This window comes from Dermacoccus sp. MPR-E5 (assembly GCF_058809565.1).
In genome coordinates this window covers 61561-76672 of sequence record NZ_JBXASS010000010.1, presented here as the reverse complement: position 1 = coordinate 76672, position 15112 = coordinate 61561, and the positions used below count along the sequence as shown (strand labels likewise).

Sequence of the window (15112 nt, the reverse complement as noted above, 5' to 3'; positions counted from 1 at the left end):
CGGGGCGCATCCTGGGGCTCAGTCTCGCCGTCGCACCCCGGGGTTCATTCGGGGCGCATCCTGGGGCTCAGTCGAATTCGAGCCCCAGCAGCGCGTTCTCGAGCACCTCGGTGAGCGCCGGGTGAATCCAGTACTGCCCGCGTGCCATCTCGTCGGCGGTGAGCCCGAACGACATCGCCTGGACTGCAGGCTGGATGACGATCGAGGCCTCCGGGCCGACGAGGTGCACGCCGAGCAGCTTCTTCGTCGCCTTGTCGGCGATGACCTTGCAGATGCTCGTCGTGTCCTCGAGGGCCCAGCCGTAGGCGATGTCGCCGTACTTCTGCACCTTCGTCGTGATGGCGTGCCCGCCCTCGCGCGCCTCGTCCTCCGTCAGCCCGACGGTGGCGACCTGCGGGTGCGTGAAGACCGCCGCCGGCACGACGTCGTGCGGGAACGCGCGCAGGTCGTCGGGGTGGACGAGGTTGTGCGCGACGCAGCGCTCCTCGGCGTTGGCGACGTGCTTGAGCTGGTAGCGCGAGGAGCAGTCGCCGAGTGACCAGACGCCGTCAGCGCCCGTGCGTCCGTACTCGTCGACGACGATGCGCCCGTCGTCGCGCACCTCGACGCGGGTGTTCTCGAGGCCGAGGTCGTCGGTGTTGGGGATGCGGCCCGTGGCGACGAGGAGCATCTCGCCCTCGACGACGCGCCCACCTCTCAGCGTCACGCGGATCGTCCCGTCGCGCTGTTCGATCGACTCCATGACCGCATCACGTTCGAGAGCCCACTGGTCGGTGGCGGCGTGGGTGAGGACGCGGCTGACGTCGTCGTCGGCGTGGCGCAGCACGCGCTTTCCGCGTGCGAGCATCGTCACCTCGACGCCGAGGGACGAGAACACGTGGGCGAACTCGAGGGCGATGTACCCGGCGCCGGCGATGACGAGCGAACGCGGCAACTTCTCGATGCGCATGATCGTGTCGCTCGTCTCGTAGGGCACGCCGCTGTCGGTGACGACGGGCGGGATGTTGGGACGCGCGCCGGTCGCGATGACGATCTGGTCGCCGCTGATCTCCTCGTCATAGCCCTCGACGCGCAGCGTACGGTCGCCGGTGAAGCGCGCGTGGCCGCTGAACACGGTCGTGTTGCCGTCGTCGCTGCCGCGCTCGCGGTACGCGCGTCCGCCCGCGGAGATCGCGTCGATGCGCTCGAAGACGCGGTCGCGGATGTCGTCCCAGCGCACCTGATCGACGTGCGCGTCGACGCCGAGGCGCGACGCCTCCCGCGCGCTGCGCGCCACCTCGGCGGCCTGGACGAACATCTTCGTCGGGATGCAGCCGACGTTGAGGCAGGTGCCGCCGAAGACACCCTTCTCGATGACGGCGACGCGCTTGTCGGCGAAGTCGGGCGTCACGAGCGAGTTGCCCGAGCCGGTGCCGATGATGACGAGGTCGAAATGAGCCATGCCCCAACCCTAGGCGCAGGCGGGGACAACCCCGGAACGCCGGGCATTTCTTCTCACGGACCTCTCTGCGCGAGCGAGCCTCCCGAGCCTCGAGGCGTCGAACGATGGGCGTCAGTGCGGGTGGCGCAGGCGCTCCATGAGGACGGCCGCCTGCGTGCGCGATTCGAGGCCGAGTTTCGCGAGCAGGCTGGTGACGTAGTTCTTCACCGTCTTCTCCGCGAGGTGCAGGCGCCCCGCGATCTGACGGTTCGTGTACCCCTGCGTGATGAGGTCGAGCACGCGCTTCTCCTGCTCGGTGAGCGCGGCGAGTTCGGGGCTCTCGAGGGCACCGTCACCGCGCAGGCGCGCGCGGATGACGTCGGCGTCGGCGGTGTCGAGCAGCGACTCCCCCGCCGCGACGCGTTCGATCGTCTCGATGAGGTCGGCGCCGCGCACCTGCTTGAGGACGTACCCACTCGCGCCCGCGAGGATCGCGGCGAGCAGGGCCTCGTCATCGTCGTAGGAGGTGAGGATGAGGCAGCGGATGTTCTCGTCGACGCTGCGCACGGCGCGGCACACCTCCATGCCCGTGCCGTCTGGCAGCCGGCCGTCGAGGATGGCGACGTCGGGGCGCGCCGCCGGGATGCGCCGCGTCGCCTCCTCTGCGCTGCCGCTCTCGCCGACGACCTCGCAGCGCCCCGATGACGCCAGCAACTCGGCCAGGCCGCGACGGACGATCTCGTGGTCGTCGAGCAGATACACGCGCACAGTCATGACCCCATTGTGGCCGCTGCGTTGAGTTCGCGCCGCGCGCTCCCCCAGGATGGGCGCATGACGGACTTGACCCTGGTCTCGTTCCAGCCCGTCAGCCGCGTCGGCGTCACACGCCACCCACGCGATCTCGTCACGATCGCGGAAGATGAAGCCCTCGACCGGCCCGGGCAGCGGCCACCGCACCGGATACCCCGACACCGGCTGCTGCTCGCACAGCAGCCGCACGAGCGCGTCCCGATCACCGTCGTCACGCAGCCGAATGTCGACGCCCATGCACAAAACACGGCGCTGACGCCGCGTCAGCTCAGGAGGTTCCTGCCACATCACCGGCGCGCAGGTGAGGACGAAGGTCCCCGGGCGCTGCGGTGAGGCGCGGGTGAGGATGAAGCATGCCCTCACCGAGCGAACCGACACCGGAGCAGATGCTCGATGCCATGGGACGGACCGGTCGGGCGCACGTCAGCGTCTCGCGGGGTGCTCTTCCGTTCGTCATGCCCTGTGGCGTGCGTGTTACGGGTGGCGACGTCGTCGTCGAGACGGCCCACCCGAGCGTCACACGCGGCGCGCAGCGACGCGACATCGCGGCCGTGCAGGTCGAGGCGCTCATCGACGGAACGTGCTGGTCGATCAGCGTCACCGGCCCGCTCGCCATTCGCTCGACGTCGGATGCGCCGCAGCGCGGCGATGTCGTCCTGCCGACGCGGGAGGCTCTGTTCAGCGCCGAGTGCCTATCATCGGCGCATGGTCACCGCGTCGATCCGCTCCTTCGATCCGGTCTTGCCGAACGAGCCTGACGAGGCTCTGCTGGCCGCCGTCATCGAACTGAGCAAGGATCTCGAGCTCAAACCACTGCTGCGCCGATTCGTCGAGACCGCAGCGGAACTCACCGGCGCCCAGTACGGGGCGCTCGGCGTGCTCAACGCCGAGGGGCGCTTCGACGACGTCGTCATCCACGGCATCGACGCCGAGACGGCCGCACTCATCGGCGACGGCCCCCACGGCGAGGGCGTCCTCGGCGCGATCATCGCCCACCCGCACACGCTGCGCGTGCCCGACATCGCCGCGCACGAGGCGAGCGTCGGCTTTCCCGAGCACCACCCGCCGATGTCGTCGTTCCTCGGCTGCCCCGTCGTCATCCGCGGGCAGGTCTACGGCAACATCTACCTGACGAACAAGCGCGACGCCGAGGAGTTCTCCGCCCGCGACGAACGGGTGCTCGAGGCGCTCGCGTCGGCCGCGGCGTCCGCCATCGCGCACGCTCGGACGCTCGCCGAGGCGGGGGCCCGCGAGCGCTGGCACCGCGCGGCGGCCGAGGCCGCGCAGCTCCTCTCGCAACTGCCGCCGGCGCAAGCGTGGCCGCAGGTCGTCGCGCGGTTCGACTCGATCCTCACCGCCAACCACGTCGAACACGTGCCGGGTCACCGCAGCGCAGCGCGCCTCGGCGACCTCGCCGAAGAACTGCTCCTCGCGCCGCGCGCACGATTCTTCACGCACGACGTCGCGGCGCGCCTCGTCGACGAGCGCATGCGCTGCGCGATGGTCGTGCCGCTCGCCAGTGACGGCGAGAACCCGGAGCTGCTGCTGTTCGCCTGGGACCGCCCGACGCTTTCGCTCGACCCCGAACCCATGGAGGCCATCGGGCAGACGATCGCGGACCGACTCTCGGTCGCGACGTTGCTCGCCTACCGGCACGCCGAGGCCGAACGCGTCGCCATCCTCGAAGATCGCGACCGCATCGCGCAGGACCTGCACGACCACGTCATCCAACGCATCTTCGCCGCCGGCATGCGCGTGCAGAGTGCGCTGCCGCGCATCGACGACGAGGTCGCCGTCGAGAAGCTCGACGCCGTCATCACCGACCTCGACGAGACCGTCACCGACGTGCGCCGCGCGATCTTCGACCTGCACACCGGTGGCGCCGCGTTGGCGCTCGCGCACACCGTCGACCAGCTCGCCGCGCAGGCGCAGGACGCCCTCGGATTCGCGCCGAGCGTCAGCGTCAGTGGTGCCTACTGGACGCTCGACGACGCCCTCGTCACCGACCTGCTCGCCGTGATGCGTGAGGCACTGAGCAACGCGGCGCGGCACGCGCATGCGAGCGCCGTGCGGGTCGTGCTCGACGTCGGCGACGAGGTGCTCGTCAAGGTCACCGACGACGGACGCGGCCTGCCCGAGCACCTCGAACGACGCTCGGGGATCGCCCACCTCGTCGCGCGGGCCGAGCGACTCGGCGGCACCTGCGTCATCCGCGCGAGGCGCAGTGGCGGCACGGCCGTCGTGTGGCGCGTGCCGAACCGTCGCGCGGCTGTGACGCCCTGACGGGCTGGGCTCAACCGCAGCGAGACGTCACCCTTCGCGCGAGCGCGGTCGGAGTTCGGGCGCTTCAGGCATGGCGTGACGCCTGACGTACTGGCCGCGGCGGGTCAGTAACCGGCCGCGGCCTGTGGGGCGTCCGCGCCGGTGGCGTCGCCGTCGAGCCCGTCGAGAACCACCCGAGTACCCGAGAGGCCGAGACGGCTGGCACCGGCCGCGATCATCGCGTGGGCGGCGGCAGCGTCGCGGATTCCGCCGCTGGCCTTGACGCCGATGTCGGGGCCGACGGTCTGGCGCATGAGGCGGACGGCGTGCTCGCTCGCACCGCCGGCGGGGTGGAAGCCGGTGGACGTCTTGACGAAGTCCGCGCCCGCCGCGACGGCAGCACGGCAGACGGCGACGATCTCGTCATCGCTCAGTGCTGCGGATTCGATGATGACCTTGAGCACGCGGCCCTCGGTGGCCTCGCGCACGGCCCGCACGTCGGCCTCGACGTCGTCGAAACGCCCGTCCTTCGCGGCGCCCACGTCGATGACCATGTCGACCTCGTCAGCCCCCCGCGCCACGGATTCTGCGGCCTCTGCGGCCTTGACGGCGCTCGTGTGCTTGCCGCTGGGGAACCCGCAGACCGTCGCAACCTTGACGCTCGTCTCCACGGGGAGCATCGACGGCGACACGCAGATCGAGTACGCGCCGAGCGCCTCGGCCTCACGGGCGAGGGCGTCGACGTCCGCGCGCGTCGCCTCCGGCTTGAGCAGGGTGTGGTCGACGATCGACGCGACGTGCGCGCGGTCGAACGGGGAGCCTGACGAGGACGAAGCAGCGGTGTTCATGCCACTCAGCCTACCCAGTGACGGGACGGGAGGACGCGCCCGTCGCAGGCCGCGCTCCGCGTCGTCGGCCGCGCCTCGGGCACATGGGTCTGACGGCGAACACGCGCGCTCGGACGTCAGCGGCCGAGCCGGTCGCGCAGTTCGGTGACGTGACGCGAGACTGCGGGGTCGAGGCCCTGCCCGAGCGCGAGGTACGTCGCAGTGAAGTCGACGCGGTGCATGAGCTGCGCGGCCCGCGCGATGGCCGGGCCGGCGTCGGGATGCATCTCGACGACGACAGCTCCCGCCGCGCGAGCGCTCTCCTGGATGCCGCTCGCGACCCAGGCCAGTGCTCCCACGCCACCGGTGCCGTTGCCGCCCAGCCCACTCGCTCCGCCGGGCGCATCGCTGACGAAGAAGCCATCGGCTCCGTCACGCGCCGCGCCGGACCCGCCCGTCGCGTCCGAGTGCAGCGTGAGGAACCCGAGGCTCGGTTGGCGCGGGGCGTCGAGGAACGGGTCGGCGAAGATGTCGTCCGGCGCGGAGACGGCGCCTTCCCCCGCGCCGGCAGTGAACGGGCCGTCGAGCGTCGCGACGAGGTCGGCCGCGTCGTCGGGCAGCTCACCCCACGTCATCGGCACGCGCGCCGTGCGGGCGAACATCGACGAGGCCCGACGCGCCGCGAGCGCCGCGACAGGGCCGTCGGCGAGGGCGACGGGCACCGTCCCGGCGAGCTGGAGCGCGGCGAGCTTGGCCGGGTTGACGAAGTGCTCCGACGACGGTCGCAGCGTCTCCGATTCGGCATCCAGCATCGCGGCGGCGACAAGCAGGTCGTCGTCGCTGACGTCGACCAGCCCCAACCGACGGGCGCCCATGAGCACGGGGGTGAGCAGCGACCACAGCGAGGTCCGGCTCGAGACCCGCCCGCGGCCGACACCGATGTGCACGCCGCGAGCGCGGGCACAGACGTCGGCGAGCGGCGAGTCGTCGGCACCGACCGTCAGTAGCGACGCGCCCCGCCGTGCCGCCTCCGCAGCGAGTGCGAGCGGCCCCTCAGCGCGCCCGGACAAGGAGACCGCGATGACGAGGTCGAGCGGCCCGACCCAACCGGGCAGCGGCACGTCGCGCCGCGTCATGACGGGCACCGGCGAACTCGGCTGCGCGAGAGTCTGCAACACATCGCCGACGCGCTCCGACCCGCCGAGCGCCCCTACGAGAACCGAACGCGGTCGTTCGTACCCGGCGACGTCGTCGATGCCCGCTTCGCGCGCGAGCGTCAGGGCCTCACGCACCTGCGCGCCCGCCGTGGCGAGCGCACGCAGCGATCCGCGTGAGTCGCAACGTTCGAGGTGGCCGGCGTCGTCGAGCCAGCTCTCGTCGAGATGGGCCATGACTTCTCCTCGGCTCGGGGGTTCGTCTCAGACATTCGGGGCGCGGCGACGCCGCCGTCGTTGCTCACGTCGAGCGTGTTCGCGGGCCGCGCGGTCGATGACCGCGCGCGCGAGCGTCAGGCGGGCAGCACGCTCGCGTCGTCGGCGAGCAGGACGGGGATGCCGTCGCGTATCGGGTACTGCAGGCGCCCGCCGCGTTCTGCGTCGACCCCGGTGCTGACGAGGACGGGCGCGCCCGAGGCGTCACTCGCGTCCTCCAGCTCGGTGCCGGTGACGGGGCAGCGCAGGATCTCGCGCAGCCACGGGTCGATCGTCAGGGGCCGGCGGCTCTTGTCGTCGTTCACTGAGCTTCTCCTTCGCGGACGGCGGCGAGCGCGGCGTCGCGCACGCGCTCCATGGTGGCGGTGTCGGCGGCCTCGACGTTGAGGCGCAGCAGCGGCTCGGTGTTGGACGCGCGCAGGTTGAGCCACCACATCGGATCGCTCTCCCCCGCGCCCTCGTGGACGAACGTCACGCCGTCGAGCGCGTCCTCGGTGAACTCGCCCTGCGACGCGACCCACGTGCGCACGCGGCCCGTGGCCGCGGCGGCGTCGCTCACCGTCGAGTTGATCTCCCCCGACGCCTCGTAGCGCGCATACGCGGCGACGAGCTGCGACAACGGTGCGTCCCGCTCCCCCAGCGCCGCGAGCACGTGCATCGCGGCGAGCATGCCGGTGTCGGCGAACCAGAAGTCGCGGAAGTAGTAGTGCGCGCTGTGCTCGCCACCGAAGACGGCGTCGTGCTCGGCCATCTGCGCCTTGATGAACGAGTGCCCGACGCGCGTGCGCACCGGCTGTGCGCCGTTCTCGGCGATGACCTCGCCGACGGCGCGGCTCGAGATGAGGTTCGCGACGACCTTGACGTCGGCCGCTGCGGCCCCCCGCGCGACCTCCTTCGCGATCTCGCGCTCCGCGACGAGCGCCGTCACCGCGGACGGCGTGACGGGCTGGCCGCGTTCGTCGATGACGAAGCAGCGGTCGGCATCGCCGTCGAAGGCGAGGCCGATGTCGGCACCGTGCTCGACGACGGCCTGCTGCAGGTCGACGAGGTTGGCCGGCTCGAGCGGGTTGGCCTCGTGGTTGGGGAACGTGCCGTCGAGCTCGAAGTACAGCGGGACGATGTCGAGCGGCAGCTGCGCCAGGCCCGCGTCGGTGCCGAGCACGGCCGGGACGGTGTGGCCGCCCATGCCGTTGCCCGCGTCGACGACGACCTTGAGCGGGCGTCCGCCCGACAGGTCGACGAGACCGCGCAGGAACTCGGCGTACTCGCGCAGCATCTCGCGCTCGGTGACGCTGCCCGCCGGGCCGTCGAACGGCACACCCTGACCTCGATCGAGCGCCCATTGCGCGAGGTCGCGGATCTCGGCGAGACCGGTCTCGAGGGAGACGGGGCGAGCGCCCGCGCGGCACAGCTTGATGCCGTTGTACTGCGCCGGGTTGTGGCTCGCGGTGAACATCGCGCCCGGCAGATCGAGCGCACCGGAGGCGAAGTAGAGCCCGTCAGTCGAGCACAGCCCGATGAGGGTGACGTCGACGCCGTACGCGGCGGCGCCGTCGGCGAACGCGCGCGACAGCTCCGGAGAACTCGGGCGCATGTCGTGCCCGACGACGATGGCGTTCGCGCCCTCGGGGCGCACGACAACCTGCGCGAACGCGGCGCCGAGCTCGCGGGCGACGCGCGGGGAGAGCTGGTCGGGCACGAGGCCACGCACGTCGTAGGCCTTGATGAAGTCGTTGAGCGCGGGTGCAGTCACGACGTTCACTCTACCGGGGCGAGGGCCCTTCCCGACCGTCGAAGGGCCTGTCGAACCGGCCCCCGTCGGCGTCGTCGTCATCGGAAGCGTCAGAGAGCGCGTCCGCGGGCGTCTGACCGGGCAGCACCCGAAGGTGACGGCGGCGCTCCGTCGCCGACAGCAGCGTCGGGTCACTCGCGGCGACGCTGCGCGTCGAACGGCGCGTCGGCTCGGGCTCCCCCGGCGCCGGGCGTACCGCCGCCTGACGCACGGCCTCGGCGAGCGCGACGAGATCGTCGGGCGTCGGCTCGGGCGGCGTCATGTCGACGGCGAGGCGGACGATGTCCCACCCGCGCGGCGCGGTGAGGCGCGTCGCGTGGTCGGCGCACAGGTCGTAGGTGTGCGGCTCCGCGTATGTCGCGAGCGGGCCGAGCACGACCGTCGAATCGGCGTAGACGTACGTCAGCGTGGCCACGGCGGGCTGGGAGCAGGCCGATCGGGAACACTGTCGCATCAACGTCACGAGGCACAAGGGTACGCCACGGCGGGCACCACGTTAGGCTCGCCGGGTGACTCCTCGCCCCACCCCACGCGCGCCGCGCGGGGACGCCCCGACGCGGCGCGATCGTCACGGGCGCCGCCATCGTGGGCCGCTCGCGTGGCCGCCCACGCCGTCGATGCTGTCGCGGGCGCGCTCGTTCGACGAGGCGGTGCTGCGCAGCGTCGAACGGCTCGAGGCGCGTTGGGGCGAGAGCCTGGAGCACATCGAGATCGGCGTCGAGGAGGTGCCGCCGTCCGATCCGAGCGCGTGGGAGGACGCCGTGCCGCTCGGGCGCGCCTTCCCAGCCGAGGGCAAGCACCGCGCGCGCATGGTGATTTATCGCCTGCCGATCCAGACGCGCTCCGCCGACCTGTACGAACGCGACCTGCTCGTCGAGCACGTCGTCACCACCCAAATCGCGGCCCTGCTCGGGCGCGAACTCGACGAGGACGACCAATGAGATTGACGCCCACCGCCGCCCCGCTGCTGCCCGCCGACATCCTCGTCGCCGGGCGCGCACCCGTGCTCGTGACGGGCGCGTCGGGGGTGCTCGGGCGCTGCGTCGTCGAGGAGCTGCTCACCTCCTCCATCCCCGTGCGCGCGCTGACGCACCGACGCGACGTCGACCTGCCCGAGGCGGCGGCCGGCATCCCGGCGCGCCTCGAGCACGTCACCGGCGACCTCGGCACCGGCGCCGGGCTCGACGCGGCGCTCGACGGCGTCGAGGCCGTCATCCACTGCGCAGGCAACCCGAAGGACGCGCGCCGCGTCGACGTCGAGGGCACGAGACGCCTCGTCGACGCGCTCGACGCGTGGGCACCGAGCGCGCACCTCGTCCACGTCTCGATCGTCGGCTGCTTCGAGAACCCCTACCCCTACTACCGGGCGAAGGCCGACGCCGAGAACGTCGTCGAGGCCTGGCACGGTCGCGCGAGCATCGTGCGCGCCACCCAGTTCCATCCGTTCGTCGCGCAGCTCGTGCGCGGCGCGGGCGCTCGCGCCCTGGGCGCCGTCGAGGACATCGAGGTGAGCCCCGTCGACCCGCGCTGGGTGGCGACGAAACTCGTCGACGTGGCGTCGCTGCTCACGAGCCTGCCCACGCCGATGGAGCTCGCCGGGCCGGAGACGTTCACCCTCGCCGACATCGCGACGCTCACCGCACACCTCGATCGCCGACGCGCGCCGTGCACGGCCCCGCTGCCGACGATCGGGGTGACGATGCGCGCCTTCACCCGCGGCGCGCATCTGCCGAGCGAGCAGACACAGATCGGTGGACGCACCTACGCGCAGTGGCTCTCGGCCGAAGAACACTGACCTACCGGTAGGACGCCGCGCCGCGTTCAGGCGGCGGCGTGGTTCGGTGTCGGGGAAGCTCGGGAGTGAGTTGCTGCGGCTCGGCGGTTCGCGCCTCAGCGCTGGGTGACTTCGACCGGCGCGCGCAGCCACGGCGTCGGCACGAGCGGCACGCTCGTCACCGGCTGATCGGCGCCCACATCGCGGACGAGCACCGCGGCGTGGACGGGCGCGGCGTCCGCTGATCCGTCATCTCGCAGCAGCCACACCGTGGCGTTCTTCGGCACGTCCACACTCGCCCAGCCGTTCGCCGGGACGTCGAGACGTCGGCGCGTCGCTTTCCCGGACGGATCGCTGACGACGAGCGTCACCGACGTCGCCCTCCCTTCGCCCATGACGACGAGTCGGCCGGCGTGGCGCGCCCCGTCGAGACTGGCACCGGCTGCGGCATCGAGCGCCGGGGCGGCGGGCACCCAGGTGAAGTCGCGCGATTTCTTGGACGCCGAGGACGCAAAGGCGGAGGCGATGATGTTCTCCTGCGAGCTCGCGCGCACCGCGGCGACGTCGTCGTCGATGCCGTCGAGCGTGACGTCGAGGCTGCGCCCGACGGGCACCGTCACGACGCGTTCACTCACGTCACCGGCGTCCTTCCCGGACGCCTGGAGGCGCACGACGGCCGCGCGGGAGCCTGGCGCCGCGAGACGCACACGTACGGAGCGGTCGACGACCGGCACGCCGGGCATCTCCTGCACCGGCGCGGGCGGTGCGTACTGGGCGGCGACGTCGTCGCCCTTGCGCTCGGTTTCGCCGACGCGGTCGCGGACACTCGCGACGACCGCACCGTCCTCACTACGGACGTGGACGACGACCGCAGCGTGCGCGAGAGCGTCCGCGGGGATGTTGACGCTGACGCGTCCATGCGCGGGCACGGCCTTGTCGGCGATCGCGGCGGAGTCGAGCGCGCCGTCAGCCGCGCGGACGTCGACGTCGACGGACACCGCGCGTGCGCCCGGGTTGACGAGGGTGACGGTGAGCAGCCTGCCGGGTTGCTTGTCCCCCACCGGAATCCACGCCTCGGCCGTGGCCTGGGTGCAGGCCTGCGCGCTCACGGCGCCGTTCGCCTCGTGGAACTGCGTTGCCGTGATGCCGGGCGCCGAGGCGCCTCGCGCGACGACGTCGAGGGGCCCGTTCTTCCAGGTGCGGGTCATGCTGTGGCCGCGCGCGAGCGTCACGGCTGAGCTGTGACCCGCCTCGTTCACCTGCAGCTGCCCCCCGCCGCCGAGCATCGACGACAGCTGCATCGGCGCCGACGCGAGCGCCAGCGTCGCCGCGTCCTTGCCCTCGCCGCCCGGGCACACGAGCGACGCCGCGTCGACGGGCATCGCGGCGGCGCGGGCCGTCGGCGCCGCTGCCTTCGGCGGGTGGACGGGCGCGGCCTGCGCTGCCAGGACGACGGCGCCCGTCCCGGCGGCAAGGACGCCGGCGCGGATCCACCCCTGAGCGCCCCACGTGCGTGGCCGACTCGTGCGCGAACGGCTCATGCGCGCACCTTCTTCCGCGTTCCGAACGGCAGCGCGAGGAACGCGACGACACCGAACAGGCCGAGCTGCGCCCAGCGCCAGCCGCGCCACGCCGTCCCGGGATCGATCTCCAGACGACCGCCCGCAGCGCCCAGTTCGTAGGTCGGCAGGTCGCCTGCGACGTGCCGCAGGGGGCGGCCGTCGAGCGTCACGCTCGCGTGCTCGGCGAAGCCCGGCCCAGCCGCGACGGCCACGCGTCGCGCGGCAGCGCCCGCGGGCAGCGTCGTCGAGACGCGCGCATGGTCGCCGCTCACGGGCACGATCGTGCGATTCTCGCCGTCCGTGACGACGACGCGGGCGGCGCGCTCGGCGCCCTCTCCGTCGACGTGGTAGAGCGAGGTGCCGGCGGTGCTCGCCATGGGCGTGAGGCCGTCCACGCCGTCGAGTTCGAGCGAGCGTGCCCCGGGCTCCTGGGTTGCGCTCACGTACGCGACGCCGGCTTCGCGCAGCGCGCGCGCCGCGTCGGATCGATCGGCCGTGGCGTCCGTCAGCGACCCGATCGCCCGCGTGACGGCGGCGGGGGTCCGCATCGTCGGGACGCCGGCGTCGGCAGCCGGCAGCCCGGCCTCGCGGCTGCGGACGGTGAAGTCGGCGGCGTCCGCACGCGCGTGAAGTTCGAGCACGAGAGCCGCGCGGGCGCTGTGTGCGTCGTGGGCGGCGATGGCCGGCAACGGGTCCTCGACGCACATCAACCGCGTGGTCGTCGGCGACGTCCAGGCCGCGCAGGCCGCCGTCCCGACGGTGACGAGGACGGTGCCCGCGGTGGCCCAGCGCAGCGGGGTGCCGCGCGCTGCGCGGCGGGTACGCGGAACGGTGGTCTCGCCGGCCGCGACGAGCGCGAGGGCGAGCAGGCAGGCGACGAAGGCCAGCAGCGGCAGGCCGGCCCACACGTGCCAACCGGGGTTCGCGCCGAAGGAGTGGCGCGGCACGATCATGGCCGCCCCCAGCGACGCGAGGGCACCGACGACGAGCACCCACCGCGCGGCGGCGAACGAGCGTCCGCGCACGGCGCCGAACAGCCCCGCGAGCAGCACGGGGATGCCGAGGACGAGCGGCGTCGACCCGGGCCCGCCGGGGTGGGCGAACAGCATCGCGACGGGGTCGGTGGCCGCCTCCTGCGTGAGGGTGCCGGGGCCGGCGACGAGCCGGGCGGGGTGACGCCACACCTCGACGCTCCAGTGCCCCAGCAGCAGCGGCACGAGGACGGCGACGGCAAGCGCCCGCCATTTCGCCGCGCGGCGACCGAACACGACGATGACGAGCAGGAGGACAGTGAGCGCCGGCAGGAAGGGCGGGGCGAACGCGACGAGCACGGTCGCGGCGAGAGCGCATGCGGCCACCGCACCGGCGCCGCCCGAGCGACGCGCGATCGCGGCCAACCCGGCCAGCGTCAACGGCACCATAATCGCGGCGACGAGGGCGCCCAGACGCCCGTCCGCCATGGCCCCCGTCAGCGGCGCGGCGCTGCCCCACAGCAACGCGACGACGGCACGCGGCCAGGGACGCCGCGTCACGACGCGGCCGGCCCAATAGGCGGCGAGGCCGGCCAGGACGGGCGCGGCGAGGAACAACCACGTGAGCGCGGCCTGGGCGCTCGCGGCGTCATCCGTCCACGGGAACACCGAGACGAGCCACGCGCCCGCCGCGAGGAACGGCAGATACGGCGCCGACGAGGCGGGATGCCCGTACCCGTCGCCCTGCCAGGCGTCGCGCCACGCGTGCCACCACGCGCTCGCGGAAGTGAAGCTCGGCTCGAGAGCGCCGCCCGCCAGGCCCGCTCCGCCACTCAGCAGGTCGGTGTCGAACGTGCGACGCGCGAGCACGGCGCTCAGTGCGACGAGAGCCAGGAACAACCACAGGCCGGGGTGACGCATGCCGCGCGCGACGATGCCGCGCGGAGCCGTCAGGTACTCGGCGTCCTGGGACGTGGGCCCGGTCTCCGACGACGCCGGGCTCGCACCGGCCGTCCGCGAACCGCTGGGCGTGACGGCCTCGACGAACGCCTCCCACGCGCGGGCGCGGCCGACGGAGGCGGGCACGAACAACGACCGCAACTGCGCAGTGCTGACGACGGCGCGACCGCGGAAGCGCCGGCGCGCGCCGAAGATGCGGGCCAGGCCGAAGGATGCGCTCGCCTGCCCCAACTCGGCCGCGGCACGCCGCGGCCGCTTGACGAGCAGCAGCGCGAGCGCGAGCAGCAGCGACGTCAGCGTCGTCCAGACCATCGCGAACGGCAGGCGCCACGCCGGTGTGCGCGCGAGGGCCACCTGACGGTGACGACGCAGCGTCGCAGCCGAGTGCGGCGCAGGACGATCGGGGTCACCCGCACGGCGCGACAGCGCACGTCGCTCGCGGCGGGTAGGGCGCGAGCCACCCCCGTCGATGGAGCGCAGCAGGTGCGCCGCGTCGAGATCCTGATGGGCGACGGCGTCGGGGATGACGGCCACCGCGTGCCCGGCGAGGTGGGCGCGCCAACACAGGTCGAGCCCGTCGCCGTCACCGTCGAAGGCGGGGTCGAATCCGCCGAGTTCGAGATAGACGTCCTGGCGCACGAGCATGCCGGAGCTCGCGACGGCGAGCACGTCGCGGCGAAGATCGTGCTGGCCCTGGTCGAGTTCGCCGCCATGCGTGCGCGCGACGTGCCGGCCGCTCGTCGTGACGTCGATGCCCACGTTGACGAGCCGGTCTGGGCGGTCGAGTTCGTGGATCTTGCAGCCGAGGATGCCGAGTCGTTCGCTGCGTCCGGCCGCCCTCAGCTGGGCGGCGAGGGCCGTCGGCAGCGGCGCCGAATCCTCGTGGAGCAACCAGAGCCAGTTGTACCGGTCGTTCGGGTGGCTCTCGCGGCGACGTGCACGGCGTCGGGTGCGTAGCGCGACGACGTGGTCGCTGGAGCGTGCGGGCAGCGCCTGGACGGCGCGGTCGACGAGCGCGGCGAACGCCTCGTCGTGCGAGGCGGTGACGACGGTGACGTCGAGCGCCCGCAGGTCGGCGCGCTCGCGGGCCATCGCGTCGAGGGTGTCGCGCACGCGTCCGGCGGCGCTACCGTCGACGATGACAAGGCGGTCGGGGCGGCGCGTCTGCGCGCAGACGGCGGTGACGGTGGCGTCGAGCCAGGGCTGATGGGCGTCCCGCGCGATGAGGACAGCGGTGACGAAGGGGTGTGCTGGGGAGCCGTCGTGCAACTCGTCGACGCCGTTGACCTGGGTCGCCGACACTT

General features: G+C 72.9%; 13 protein-coding genes and 1 pseudogene. 5 read left to right on the top strand and 9 right to left on the bottom strand.

What is annotated here, in order from left to right; genetic code table 11:
- Positions 1-67: 67 nt before the first annotated feature.
- Together mtr and AC1RS9_RS09335 are read right to left on the bottom strand one after the other, a co-directional pair.
- Positions 68-1441 (bottom strand): mycothione reductase, encoded by a 1374-nt coding sequence (gene mtr, locus AC1RS9_RS09340; protein ID WP_006944436.1) that lies wholly within the window; start codon positions 1439-1441, stop codon positions 68-70.
- A gap of 111 nt (positions 1442-1552) precedes the next feature.
- On the bottom strand, positions 1553-2194 hold the full coding sequence (locus tag AC1RS9_RS09335) for a response regulator (RefSeq protein ID WP_040014450.1): 642 nt from the start codon (positions 2192-2194) through the stop codon (positions 1553-1555).
- A gap of 57 nt (positions 2195-2251) precedes the next feature.
- Between AC1RS9_RS09335 and AC1RS9_RS09330 the strand changes: the two genes are divergently transcribed.
- Genes AC1RS9_RS09330 through AC1RS9_RS09320 form a run of 3 tightly spaced genes read left to right on the top strand, consistent with a single transcriptional unit; the run spans position 2252 to position 4513 of the window.
- Positions 2252-2563 (top strand): hypothetical protein, encoded by a 312-nt coding sequence (locus AC1RS9_RS09330; protein ID WP_131941318.1) that lies wholly within the window; start codon positions 2252-2254, stop codon positions 2561-2563.
- Between the two features lie 20 nt (positions 2564-2583).
- Positions 2584-2988 (top strand): hypothetical protein, encoded by a 405-nt coding sequence (locus AC1RS9_RS09325; RefSeq protein ID WP_038568943.1) that lies wholly within the window; start codon positions 2584-2586, stop codon positions 2986-2988.
- Complete coding sequence (locus AC1RS9_RS09320) at positions 2936-4513, top strand: GAF domain-containing sensor histidine kinase (protein ID WP_038568945.1); 1578 nt, start codon at positions 2936-2938, stop codon at positions 4511-4513. The genes AC1RS9_RS09325 and AC1RS9_RS09320 overlap by 53 nt, the downstream gene beginning before the upstream one ends.
- Positions 4514-4617: 104 nt before the next feature.
- On the opposite strand, the gene deoC is transcribed toward AC1RS9_RS09320, so the two are convergent.
- The 5 genes and pseudogenes from deoC to AC1RS9_RS09295 all read right to left on the bottom strand — a co-directional run.
- Complete coding sequence (gene deoC, locus AC1RS9_RS09315) at positions 4618-5340, bottom strand: deoxyribose-phosphate aldolase (protein WP_006944421.1); 723 nt, start codon at positions 5338-5340, stop codon at positions 4618-4620.
- 116 nt (positions 5341-5456) lie between these two features.
- Positions 5457-6710 carry an SIS domain-containing protein gene (locus AC1RS9_RS09310; RefSeq protein WP_006944416.1) on the bottom strand — a complete coding sequence of 418 codons (1254 nt, stop codon included), beginning with the start codon at positions 6708-6710 and terminating at the stop codon, positions 5457-5459.
- Between the two features lie 116 nt (positions 6711-6826).
- The gene (locus tag AC1RS9_RS09305) at positions 6827-7054 is read right to left on the bottom strand and encodes a Trm112 family protein (RefSeq protein WP_006944432.1); all 228 of its coding nucleotides are present in this window, start codon (positions 7052-7054) and stop codon (positions 6827-6829) included.
- Positions 7051-8502 (bottom strand): phosphomannomutase/phosphoglucomutase, encoded by a 1452-nt coding sequence (locus AC1RS9_RS09300; protein WP_050786465.1) that lies wholly within the window; start codon positions 8500-8502, stop codon positions 7051-7053. The genes AC1RS9_RS09305 and AC1RS9_RS09300 overlap by 4 nt, the downstream gene beginning before the upstream one ends.
- A 121-nt stretch (positions 8503-8623) precedes the next feature.
- Positions 8624-9004, bottom strand: a pseudogene (locus AC1RS9_RS09295) (DUF3499 domain-containing protein); the annotation flags it as partial.
- Positions 9005-9050: 46 nt separating this feature from the next.
- Here AC1RS9_RS09295 and AC1RS9_RS09290 point away from each other — a divergent pair.
- Complete coding sequence (locus AC1RS9_RS09290) at positions 9051-9482, top strand: metallopeptidase family protein (RefSeq protein WP_006944419.1); 432 nt, start codon at positions 9051-9053, stop codon at positions 9480-9482.
- The gene (locus AC1RS9_RS09285; RefSeq protein WP_006944417.1) at positions 9479-10336 is read left to right on the top strand and encodes an SDR family oxidoreductase; all 858 of its coding nucleotides are present in this window, start codon (positions 9479-9481) and stop codon (positions 10334-10336) included. The genes AC1RS9_RS09290 and AC1RS9_RS09285 overlap by 4 nt, the downstream gene beginning before the upstream one ends.
- Positions 10337-10431: 95 nt before the next feature.
- On the opposite strand, the gene AC1RS9_RS09280 is transcribed toward AC1RS9_RS09285, so the two are convergent.
- The gene (locus AC1RS9_RS09280; protein ID WP_131941320.1) at positions 10432-11856 is read right to left on the bottom strand and encodes a DUF5719 family protein; all 1425 of its coding nucleotides are present in this window, start codon (positions 11854-11856) and stop codon (positions 10432-10434) included.
- Positions 11853-15110 (bottom strand): glycosyltransferase, encoded by a 3258-nt coding sequence (locus AC1RS9_RS09275; RefSeq protein WP_160126219.1) that lies wholly within the window; start codon positions 15108-15110, stop codon positions 11853-11855. The genes AC1RS9_RS09280 and AC1RS9_RS09275 overlap by 4 nt, the downstream gene beginning before the upstream one ends.
- Positions 15111-15112: the final 2 nt, after the last annotated feature.

Excerpts from the sequence above, each read along its gene's own strand:
- AC1RS9_RS09285 (WP_006944417.1), top strand. The coding sequence starts at position 9,479 with ATGAGATTGACGCCCACCGCCGCCCCGCTGCTGCCCGCCGACATCCTC.
- mtr (WP_006944436.1), bottom strand. The coding sequence starts at position 1,441 with ATGGCTCATTTCGACCTCGTCATCATCGGCACCGGCTCGGGCAACTCG.
- AC1RS9_RS09330 (WP_131941318.1), top strand. The coding sequence starts at position 2,252 with ATGACGGACTTGACCCTGGTCTCGTTCCAGCCCGTCAGCCGCGTCGGC.
- AC1RS9_RS09325 (WP_038568943.1), top strand. The coding sequence starts at position 2,584 with ATGCCCTCACCGAGCGAACCGACACCGGAGCAGATGCTCGATGCCATG.
- AC1RS9_RS09310 (WP_006944416.1), bottom strand. The coding sequence starts at position 6,710 with ATGGCCCATCTCGACGAGAGCTGGCTCGACGACGCCGGCCACCTCGAA.
- AC1RS9_RS09280 (WP_131941320.1), bottom strand. The coding sequence starts at position 11,856 with ATGAGCCGTTCGCGCACGAGTCGGCCACGCACGTGGGGCGCTCAGGGG.
- deoC (WP_006944421.1), bottom strand. The coding sequence starts at position 5,340 with ATGAACACCGCTGCTTCGTCCTCGTCAGGCTCCCCGTTCGACCGCGCG.
- AC1RS9_RS09320 (WP_038568945.1), top strand. The coding sequence starts at position 2,936 with ATGGTCACCGCGTCGATCCGCTCCTTCGATCCGGTCTTGCCGAACGAG.
- AC1RS9_RS09335 (WP_040014450.1), bottom strand. The coding sequence starts at position 2,194 with ATGACTGTGCGCGTGTATCTGCTCGACGACCACGAGATCGTCCGTCGC.